At 38.2% G+C, this 10,099-nt stretch carries 8 protein-coding genes; 2 read left to right on the plus strand and 6 right to left on the minus strand.

Annotated elements, in window-relative coordinates:
• Nucleotides 1-120 precede the first annotated feature (120 nt).
• From H1P_RS23375 to hemC, 4 genes are all read right to left on the minus strand, one after another.
• On the minus strand, nucleotides 121-1,410 hold the full coding sequence (locus tag H1P_RS23375; RefSeq protein WP_144871879.1) for a protein kinase domain-containing protein: 1,290 nt from the start codon (nucleotides 1,408-1,410) through the stop codon (nucleotides 121-123).
• Nucleotides 1,411-1,465: 55 nt separating this feature from the next.
• Nucleotides 1,466-2,614 carry an iron-containing alcohol dehydrogenase family protein gene (locus H1P_RS23380; protein ID WP_144871881.1) on the minus strand — a complete coding sequence of 383 codons (1,149 nt, stop codon included), beginning with the start codon at nucleotides 2,612-2,614 and terminating at the stop codon, nucleotides 1,466-1,468.
• Nucleotides 2,615-2,761: 147 nt separating this feature from the next.
• A complete protein-coding gene (locus tag H1P_RS23385; RefSeq protein WP_144871883.1) occupies nucleotides 2,762-3,274 on the minus strand; it encodes a Ycf51 family protein in 513 nt (170 codons plus the stop codon).
• A 180-nt stretch (nucleotides 3,275-3,454) separates the two neighbouring features.
• The gene (hemC, locus tag H1P_RS23390; protein ID WP_144871885.1) at nucleotides 3,455-4,414 is read right to left on the minus strand and encodes a hydroxymethylbilane synthase; all 960 of its coding nucleotides are present in this window, start codon (nucleotides 4,412-4,414) and stop codon (nucleotides 3,455-3,457) included.
• Nucleotides 4,415-5,427: 1,013 nt separating this feature from the next.
• Between hemC and H1P_RS23395 the strand changes: the two genes are divergently transcribed.
• Entirely contained in the window at nucleotides 5,428-6,921 is a 1,494-nt protein-coding gene (locus H1P_RS23395) for a cellulose binding domain-containing protein (protein WP_144871887.1), read from the plus strand.
• A gap of 175 nt (nucleotides 6,922-7,096) precedes the next feature.
• On the opposite strand, the gene H1P_RS23400 is transcribed toward H1P_RS23395, so the two are convergent.
• A complete protein-coding gene (locus H1P_RS23400; protein ID WP_246141924.1) occupies nucleotides 7,097-7,570 on the minus strand; it encodes a helix-turn-helix domain-containing protein in 474 nt (157 codons plus the stop codon).
• Between the two features lie 118 nt (nucleotides 7,571-7,688).
• On the opposite strand from H1P_RS23400, the gene H1P_RS23405 reads away from it, so the two are divergent.
• Nucleotides 7,689-8,600, plus strand: a complete 912-nt coding sequence (locus H1P_RS23405) for an SRPBCC family protein (protein ID WP_186376103.1) — start codon at nucleotides 7,689-7,691, stop codon at nucleotides 8,598-8,600.
• Nucleotides 8,601-8,658: 58 nt separating this feature from the next.
• Here H1P_RS23405 and H1P_RS23410 read toward each other — a convergent pair whose 3' ends face one another.
• Nucleotides 8,659-9,765, minus strand: a complete 1,107-nt coding sequence (locus H1P_RS23410; protein WP_144871891.1) for an ABC transporter ATP-binding protein — start codon at nucleotides 9,763-9,765, stop codon at nucleotides 8,659-8,661.
• Between the last annotated feature and the right edge of the window lie 334 nt (nucleotides 9,766-10,099).

Genomic DNA, 10,099 nt, shown 5'->3' on the forward strand with positions numbered 1-10,099 from the left:
ATTAATATTTAACCCATTATCAATCATTAATTGTAATAAATCAATATTAATATTTTTACTGCATAAAATAGATTTTTCGTTTTGTAGGGTATGGATAATTAAGATTGATATTATTTTCTATTAAATATCAATCATTAATTGTAATAAATCAATATTAATATTTTTACTGCATAAAATAGATTTTTCGTTTGTAGGGTATGGATAATTAAGATTGATATTATTTTCTATTAAAAATTTGGCAAATACAATATCTTTATTATTTATTGCATTCCATAAATAATCTATACCTTGATTATGGAGCATATTAAGATTAGCTCCTTTATTAATTATTTTCTGTGACAAACTAATATTTTTATTATTGAGACTATTTTGTAAAGTACATAACAATATTTTTCCATCGTTTTTTATCTGAAAATTAAGTCTCTCTATTTCTCCTCCTTGTGATAAAAAAGATTCAAGTATTTCAGAGGAACATAAATTATCTGGGAAAAAACCCAAACGACTTAAAAAAAACCATTTATAAGAAGTTGCACCCCAAGCCAAAGCCAAGCATAAAAGCCCGACACTAATACCAGTAAACAACTTTTGCTTTTTAACTTTATTACTCGCCAATAACTCAGCTAAAGCAACCTCAGCATCAACAAACCTATCCTCTAAGTCTGGTTCTAAAATCTTCTCTAACCAGTCGGCAAAACTCTCAGAAATATTAACCGAACTACGAAAATCTAACTTAAGGGTATCTTGGGGTAATTCGCTTGGGGAACGATGAGTTAACAGATAAAGTATGGTTGCACCCAGGCTATATAAATCTGTAGCAGGTACTGCTTTTCCTCGAAACTGTTCGGGAGCCATATAGCCATAAGTTCCAACTACCGTGCTACCCTGCATTAAAGTATTGTAGTAAGTGTTTTGAACTGCGCCAAAATCCACTAAATAAATAGTGCCATCATCGCTACGAATGAGGTTATTCGGTTTAATGTCGCGATGAATTACTGGAGGCTCTAAAGAATGGAGATAAGAGAGTATGGCTAATACTTGCTCTGCAATCTTTTTAACTTCTGTTTCTGTAGTGCGCCAACCAGATTCGACTAGATCGAATAAAGACTTTCCTGGTGCTAATTGCTGCACGATATAGAAAGCCTTATCTGTTTCTGTCTCCAAATCGAAATAGTCTATATATTTGGGAATAGCAAGATGCTCTAACTTGGCTAATACTTCTGCTTCCCGTTGAAAAAGCTCTACTTGCTTCCAATTTTCAAGCTGTTTCAGAGAAATAACTTTAATCGCTACAGATAATCCTGTATTGATATCGCTAGCTTGATAAGTAATCGCAACACCACCTTTGCCTAAGACATGGGTGATGCGATATTTATTTTTGATGATGTCTCCTGGTTGATATGCCGTAGCCATATAGAATAATAAATAGTAATCCTATATCTATCTTGCCCAGGAGTCGATCGTTTGATTAACTTTTCTCTACAGTAGTAGACACCATCGCAGCCATTAATTGTTCTGGTGTGACAGGAAAAGGTAAACGATGAATATCCGATTTAGGCTGACAAGCAATAGTTGCTGCGTGACGTAACTGAGCTAAACTGACATCACCCAAGTCCAAGTCTTCGAGAGTTTGAGGCAAACCAATACTGCGATAAAACTTCAATAGCTGCTGTCTTGCAGATACCGCTAACTGATTATTTTGCACCATTTCTTCAAGGCGCAACTGCACCAAGATACCATAGGCTACTTTTTCCCCGTGTAAAGCATCATGAGCTTGTGGGATATGGGTTAAACCATTATGGACTGCGTGGGCTGCTACAGTGCGACAATTTGCGCCACCAATACCCCCAATAACCCCTGCTAGTAACACCGTTGCGTCTACTACTTCTCGCCAATCCTCTCCTTGAATATTTTCGACAGCAGAAGGGGATTTTTGAAATAGGATATCTCGTAAAACTCTGGCTTGTTGCACTGCTGCAATAGTCATGGTTGCGGTAGAATCACCACTACTGACTGAAGCTTCATACCATTTTGCGATCGCATCTCCAATACCCGCTACCAGGGTACGTTTCGGCGCAGTGGCAATTAAACCATAATCAACAATAATAAGATCGGGACATCTATCTAAAGCAACATCGTATTGAAAAGCACCAGCTTCCGAGTAAATATTAGAAAGGGCTGTCCAACCAGCGCAAGTAGCAGCCGAAGTAGGAATAGTTACAATAGGAATCTGACACTGATGAGCGAGTAATTTCGCTGTATCGAGAGCCTTACCACCACCAACACCAATAATAAAATCTGCTTGATGTTGTTGTGCTGCTTCTTGTAGCTGTTCTAAAGAGGATTCTGCACAATCAGGAAGATAACTAGCTTGCTCTGCTTGAAGCTTGTGCTGCTTAATAATAGGTTGTAAATAAGACTCTACTCTCGCTAAAGTGCGATCGCCACTGACAATCAAAGGGCGATTTCCCAACCGAGCAATTTCTGTTCCTGACTGACTTAATATATTGTCTCCCCGCAATACTTTACCTGGAGAGATTATTAAAGGAATCGGTGTGGAAGTTTTATTACTACCCGTAACTTTTGCTTTACTTTTGACTGCTGCTTGTTTTTTCATAGAATACGATTTAACTAAAGAAACGAGGAAAAAGAACGAAGGAATAATTAGGGGATATAATCAGAGCAATCTCAAGGGTATCTGCGTTTATCTGAGGAGTCATAAACAGCAAAGACACTGTCCGCCCCGTCCCTTACTAAAAACTACTCACTGCTTTAATTTAGCGAGATTTTGCTGAAAAACTTCGGTTTCAATATTGCTATCATCCCGCACTAACAGCGATCGCCTTACTTCCCCTAAAAATAGAGGTTCAGACACTCCCTCTTGTGGATGTAAAACAGTTCTTAGACTAATAGTAAAAGTATCATTACCGTTAGTTCCTGTTCTTCCATAAGAATTAAGATCGGCTGCTGCTTGACGCAAAGTAGGTTCAATGGCATCAACTTCTATCTCAGGAGAAACGACAACCACTGCTTTGTTCGCGCCATTATCATAAGCTAACGCATAGCGGGCTGCACCAGGAATGTCTACATGGGTAAAAAACCCTAAATAAAGGGAGAAAATACCCGCCGTGAGAACCATCATAAAGCTGGTAACGCCGACTAAACGAAAGCGAAAACCCCAACCAGCTATAAAAGCAATAATGGTCAAAACTAGAAAGCCAATGGCGGTATAGCCACACCATACACCGTAGGTATAAGTATCTGTAGGTAATTGCATTTTTATATTTTTAATTATTTTTGATTAAGGATTTATAAAATGAAACCACGGCTAGGGTGGGCGACCGAAGGAAGCCCTAAAGGATACACCTTCGGATATACTTTAGTGCATTGCCCACCTTACTCAATAAACAGTATAAAAAAGTTTGTTTGGCGAAGGAAATTACCAGTGGATAATAAATCACTTTCGACCGACTTCAGCAAATATTTGAGCTAAGATTTCTCCTGCACCCATATCCCGTAGTTTACCAGCTAAATCTTTTCCTAGCTGTTCTGCATCGCTTCTATTACCACTAACAGTATCTTTGAGTAACTGTTTACCGTCTAAGCTAGCAACCATCCCAACTAAAGTTAGATTATCTCCTTCAATACTGGTATTCACCCCAATAGGAACTTGACAGCCTCCTTCTAACTCTCTAAGGAAAGAACGTTCTGCTAAGGCGCGATCGCGACTTTCTGGTTCTTCTAAGACCTTTAAGATTTCTAATATTTTAGTATCTCCTTCTCGGCACTCAATCCCTAAAGCACCCTGTCCCACAGCATGAAGGGAAATCTCAGGAGAAATAACTTGATGAATGCGATCGCTCATGCCCAATCTTTCTAGACCAGCTACCGCTAAGATAATAGCGTCATAGTCTCCTGCATCTAATTTTGCCAAACGAGTATTCACATTACCCCTAACATCTTTAAAAGCCAAATGGGGAAAATGATGGCGTAGCTGTGCTAAACGCCTTAAGGAAGAAGTACCAATAACAGAGCCTTCAGGAAGGGTTTCTAACTGTTTATCTTGATGCTTGGCATTAACTACTAAAGCATCCGCAGGGTTAACTCTTTTGGTAACACAACCCAACATTAATCCTTCTGGTAAGTTAGTAGGCAAATCTTTGAGAGAATGGACTGCAAAGTCAGTGGTGTTATTGAGCATTCCCAGTTCTAACTCTTTGGTAAATAAACCCTTATCACCAATTTTTGCCAAGGGTACATCCAGAATTTTATCTCCCTGAGTACTCATCTTCTCTACTTCAATTTCGAGATTGGGAAAGTGTTTTTCTAATTCTGCTTTGATCCAATAAGTTTGAACTAACGCTAACTGGCTTTTTCTAGTACCAATGCGAACAGTGCGAGTATCAACCGATTCCATGGGGGCGTATTCTAAAAAAGTATAAAACGACTCGATCTAGCCTATCGTAGTTCCTTACCTGGTTTGATTAATTTTTATGCAATTTTTGATTTTTCGTTATGGCGCGCCGCGTAGCGGATCTCTTCGAGATCGCTCATTACTAATTTTTTTTAAGATAATTAATCTCTTTGTTTAATTTTAATAACTTCATACTCGCAAATTTTATTTTATTTGAATGACTTACGGGAATGACAATGAGAACATTTTATACTCTATGATTTGGGTTGCCGACTTGAGTAGTTGTGTATTTTCACTGATGCTATTAGTATAAAAATAAAAGTAAGATCGTGTAGTTTATCTAGTCTGCTGCACTTATTTAATATTTATTTTGTTCTAAATTAGTGAAAATAGATTATAAAATTTAAGCAAAAAATTAGTAAATAATTGTTATTTTTCAGTTTAATATATCTAATAAAAGCTAGCTCCGAGCAAATTATAATTACTAATAGTTATTTTACGAGCAAACTATAGTTGCAGTACTTTAGAAACAGTTTCTAGTAGAGCTATAAATCTAGCTTTTTTAAAATTGGTGAGGTACAGTAACACGAATAAAATAACCAATTTCTAATATTTTAAAAAAAAACTTAGCGATCTGCTTTTATAACTACTAAATAATAGAGTGAAAGCGGTTTATAGCATCAATAAAGCGAAGAGTATTTTTAACTTCAGATAAAAAATTTTTATGATTGATTAGAATCAGTGAATCAAGAAGCAGATTTATTAATAATCTAGTTTCAGTATTGGCGATCAATTTATGGTTACTCTATCTTCTCTTTTATTGAAGTAATATTTGATTTTTTAAACAATATTGCTTTACTTTTATTTACTTTTTAATTTTTATTTTTTGCTGTATATATTTTTGGGGAAATTTTAAGATATATGTCATTAAAGAATAGCTTTTTTCTAACAACCAAATTCTTTATTTTTCCTAGTTACAATCTCAGTGAATTTACTTAAATACCACTTGTAACCCCATGAATGGAATAATTGAAAATTTCGAGCTAGTCAATTTTCATTTTGATGGAAATAATAATGACCCAGATGATATTAGTGCTCTTCCTGTTGCTGCACTATTAGCGGACGGAGCAAATATTCAAGAGAAGACAACGTTTCGTTTTGGCAATAATCTGGCTGAGCCAAACGAAGATTCCAAACTCGCAAGGATGAGGACGAGTGCTGCATATGCGGAAAAGCTTGGTATTGACACAGTGGACTATCAGGCAAATATTTCTAGTACTATCGATGGTCTTGTAAATGACTTCAACTCTGGTAAAAAGGTTCTTTCAATCGAAGGAGGACCGATGGAAGCAACCTATCGAGCGTTAGCAAGAACATCACCAGAAAATCGCCAAAATATAACTCTTCTATCTCACTCCTCTTGGAACGAAAATCGTGATGTGGTAACTAGAGACGGTGTAGAAGAGGCAAGAACCTGGTCTGACCTTAAACAGGATTTTCCCGAAGTTGAATATATTGATATAGGCGATCAAAACGCTAGGTTTCGTAACGATAACTGGAACTGGTTGAGGGATTCTAACGAGGAAGTCTATAACGATGCCTGGGAGCGAATGGAATCGTCTGGCGTTCCTAACGATCCCTCGGACGCTGGGATGCTCTTTTATGCGCTGACTGGAGACCAAAATGCCGATCCATTTGATGCTAGGAGCTTTCTGGAGACAAACATTCCCTCCTACGAAAACAGTCCTAGCCCAACTCCTACTCCTGAGCCTCCCACAACAGATAGCGAGATCGATCTTGATTTTGATGTTGTTAGCCAGTGGGAGCAAGGATTTAAAGGAGAAATTAGCTTTACAAATAATGGGGAATATTTTGAAAAATGGAAAGTTGGATTTGATGCGCCTTTCAATATCGAAGAGATTCAGGACGCGGTAATTGAATCTAGTGAAGGCGATAGCTATGTAATTGGAGACGTAAGATCGAACGATAACGTCTACGCAGGCGAAACCACTACGTTTGAATTTACTGCTTCTGTCGATGACAGTAGTGATTTTACCAATCCGACAAATTTCACTTTTAATGGACAAGATATAGATGTCGATCCTGCCGAGTTTGATAATATTCCATCTCCTTCAAAGCCAGACCCAACAGGTGGTGGCAACTCTGATAGTCTGATCGATGTAGACATTAAACTTGTTCAGGACTCGTTAAGTGGTAATGGTGTCAGTGGCACAGTAAGCTTTGAGAATAATGGAGATTATTTTAAAGGTTGGACATTGGGTCTTGATATGCCAGTAAATGTCACTAGTGCGCAAAACGCCGAATTCGAGAATTCAACCGAAGACAATATTATTTTTAAAGATGTCCGCTCAAATGATGACGTATACTCAGGAGAAATCACAGAATTCACATTTACTGGTGTAGCAGATGGAGAGCTTACAGCAGACAATGTCGTTTTCAATGGTTCTGAGATTCCAGAAATAGAATTGGCGATTGTTGATAATTCTTAACCTTCAAGCTTGTTCTAGTCAAAGAAAGAAATTACCAAGAACTTGAATTTGGGTTCAGAAAAATTATCGGTTTTGCGAATTGACAAAGGTTCTTTTTTAAGGTGGTGTTGGCAAAGAGAGTAATCTTAGTAGCTTATCCTGAACCCAGATTGCAAATATAGTGATACATGGCACCCTAATCTTTATCGATATCTAGCACGACTGCTTGAATCCTTTTCAATCTCTCGACTGTTTCTTCAAGGGTCGCTCGATCGATCGTCTCACACAGTATTTCATCAAGTTCTGCCAGAAGTTGCCTTGAATCTGACATTAGGCGTTCGCCCAATTCGGTAAACAGTATTTGTTTTTGTTTTCCTTTGCCGTCAACTTGCTCTAGATAACCTATACTGCATAATTCTTTGACTTTTTTGGCAACCACTTGCCTGGAGATACCAAGACTTCGGGCAATTTCTGAACTATAGTTAATGCCACATTCTAGCGCGCTCAGAGATTTGAGGACACAAGGGGTTACAGATTCATACCCCCTATCCTTCAAGGCATTTGACAGGTAAAGAGATATTTGTTCATTCATCTCTGCTGCACTAAAGAATAATTGAAGCGATTGGCTTTCCACCATAGGGATATCTTTTTTTGTCACCCTGGTTGACATATTAAAACCCTCATATTAATATTCATAATAATTCCTATGTCAACCTAGTATACATGACATGGCCAAAGCGATCGCGTATAAAAGTTTTTTAGACAACAGCATCATCAAGGAGACTCTGATGAATAACTCACTACCACTACGAATTGCCCTCATCGCCAATGCTGCTTTCTCATTCACTTGTGTCATGTTGATGGTATTCAAATCGTCTCTTGTTGGCGAAATGCTCGGTATTCAAGCACCGCTTGTTCTCCAAGTCGTTGGCACTGGGTTAGCTATCTTTGCGGTAGATTTGCTCCATCAAGCTACAAAGTCGAGGATAGCCACTTGGCGTGCGCTCTACGCTAGCACAGGAGATTTTATATGGGTATTGGCTACCTTAGTATTGCTGGTACTCTTTCCCAATACACTATCGAGTTCTGGTCATTTGCTGGCGATCGCAGTATCGGTAACCGTCTTGACTTTCGGTGCATGGCAACTTTGGGCTATTGAACGCACTTACAAACTACCAACTAATGAATACCGCCTTTGTGTTCCTGTTTATGTCAATGCCCCTGCGGATGAGATGTGGAATGCAATTGGTAATCTGGGAGACATTAAGAAGTATGCGCCATCCTTGAAGCGTTCTCTAATTCTAGATGGAAAAACCCCTGGCGTTGGTGCTGTACGTATGTGCGAAGACTACACGGGGAAGCGTTGGTCAGAAGAATGTGTGAAGTTCGAGAACGGTCGTAGCCTTATATTACGCTTTGTCTCGGAAGCTCCAGATTTTCCCTTCCCCGTTCAAACCATGAGAGGTGGTTGGGAAATCGTTTCTGGCGATCGCGAAACTCAGATTATTGTTTGGTGGGAGTTAATGCCAAAGCCAAAATATCTAGCACCAATCATTCTGCCGTTGCTGGCTTTCCAAGCAGATCGCGATCTGCCAAAAATTATACAAAACATGGCAGCAGATGTACTAGGAAACACTTCTAAGTCTATAAGTCAGGAAACTCTTAGAGCGATCGCTTATATTCTGCCACAGTTTTGCTGATATCGGTACGATTAGCGTTCGACCTCTGGATGAAAGAGATGAAAATTGCAATGGTAAATTAATTTTCATCTGGATAATAGACTGTTTGACCATGATGAGAGTCAAAGATAAATAATTTTTCTAAATTAAGATCTATCCTAATTTGTTCTCCTACTTTGCCTTGCCAGTCAGGAGGAGCAAACAAATCTATGTTAGTGTGAGATTCTTGTAATTTGGTGCGGAGTAAAATTTCTTTGCCTAAAGGTTCAATTACTGCGACTTCTGCCAATAGAGAATTAGTTTCATCTGGATTATTTTCGGCAATTAAAGTTAAATTTTCGGGACGAATTCCTAAATTAAAGGTTGCTCCTTGGCTAGGTTGTAGTTGCTTTTTTATCTGGTTAGAAATTGCTATTAACTGATTGTTAATCACAAAGTTACCTTCGCTATAAATAGTAGATAGAATATTCATCGGAGGACTACCCAAGAAGCTAGCTACCATCGAGTTTGCAGGGGTAGCGTAAATAGCTTGAGGAGTATCTATTTGTTGAATTTTACCATCTTTGAGGACAACAATACGATCGCCTAGTGTCATGGCTTCTACTTGGTCATGGGTAACATAAACAGTAGTAATCCCAACACGATAATGGAGTTGTTTTAGCTCGGCTCTGGTATCGTCTCTTAATTGAGCATCAAGGTTAGATAAAGGCTCATCAAGCAAGAATACTTGGGGTTTTCTGGCGATCGCTCTTCCTAATGCTACCCGTTGTTGTTGTCCTCCTGATAGCTGTTTGGGTTTGCGTTTTAGCAGATGTTCGATATTGAGTGCGTGAGCTACTTCTTGAATGCGATGGTTAATATCAGTGGGGGATTCTTGACGCATCTTTAAGCCAAAAGCGAGATTTTCTGCTACGCTCATGTGGGGATAAAGAGCATAATTTTGGAATACCATCGCTACATCTCTTTGACGTGCAGGAATATTATTGACTAATGTTTCACCGATATATAGTTTGCCACTGGTAGCTTTTTCTAAACCAGCAATCGTCCTTAGTATAGTAGATTTACCACAACCTGAAGGCCCTACCAAAACCCAAAATTCTCCATCAGGTATCTCAAAGGTAATATCATCAATGGCGGTGACGTTACCGTATTTACGTGTAATAGATTGTAAGCTTACTTTTGCCATGAATTAAGAATATAAGGATAGTTAATAATTGATGATTATTAATCAACAACTGCTGATTACTTATTGCTGTTAAAACAATTTTTGAGTAAAAGATATTTATATTTATCTATGTTGGTAAACCAATTACCTTCTTTAAATTAGCACCTGTAAAGTGGGAACATCCCATTTTGGCAAAAATAGGGGTATAAATTCGCGAGTATTGCTCGCGAATAATGACCGTTTTTAAATATCTTCTTGTTCCCCATCAAAAGACACATCTATTAAACTGCTCTTTAAGGAATCAATTGTTTTTTGTAGCTCGGAAACTATGCTTCTTCTAACCACTGCCATGACT

The sequence above is a fragment of the Hyella patelloides LEGE 07179 genome (assembly GCF_900659865.1).
GTDB classification, from domain to species: domain Bacteria; phylum Cyanobacteriota; class Cyanobacteriia; order Cyanobacteriales; family Xenococcaceae; genus Hyella; species Hyella patelloides.

Coding starts and splice junctions, on each gene's coding strand:
- H1P_RS23375 (WP_144871879.1), bottom strand. CDS start 1,410: ATGGCTACGGCATATCAACCAGGAGACATCATCAAAAATAAATATCGC.
- H1P_RS23380 (WP_144871881.1), bottom strand. CDS start 2,614: ATGAAAAAACAAGCAGCAGTCAAAAGTAAAGCAAAAGTTACGGGTAGT.
- H1P_RS23385 (WP_144871883.1), bottom strand. CDS start 3,274: ATGCAATTACCTACAGATACTTATACCTACGGTGTATGGTGTGGCTAT.
- hemC (WP_144871885.1), bottom strand. CDS start 4,414: ATGGAATCGGTTGATACTCGCACTGTTCGCATTGGTACTAGAAAAAGC.
- H1P_RS23395 (WP_144871887.1), top strand. CDS start 5,428: ATGAATGGAATAATTGAAAATTTCGAGCTAGTCAATTTTCATTTTGAT.
- H1P_RS23400 (WP_246141924.1), bottom strand. CDS start 7,570: ATGTCAACCAGGGTGACAAAAAAAGATATCCCTATGGTGGAAAGCCAA.
- H1P_RS23405 (WP_186376103.1), top strand. CDS start 7,689: ATGAATAACTCACTACCACTACGAATTGCCCTCATCGCCAATGCTGCT.
- H1P_RS23410 (WP_144871891.1), bottom strand. CDS start 9,765: ATGGCAAAAGTAAGCTTACAATCTATTACACGTAAATACGGTAACGTC.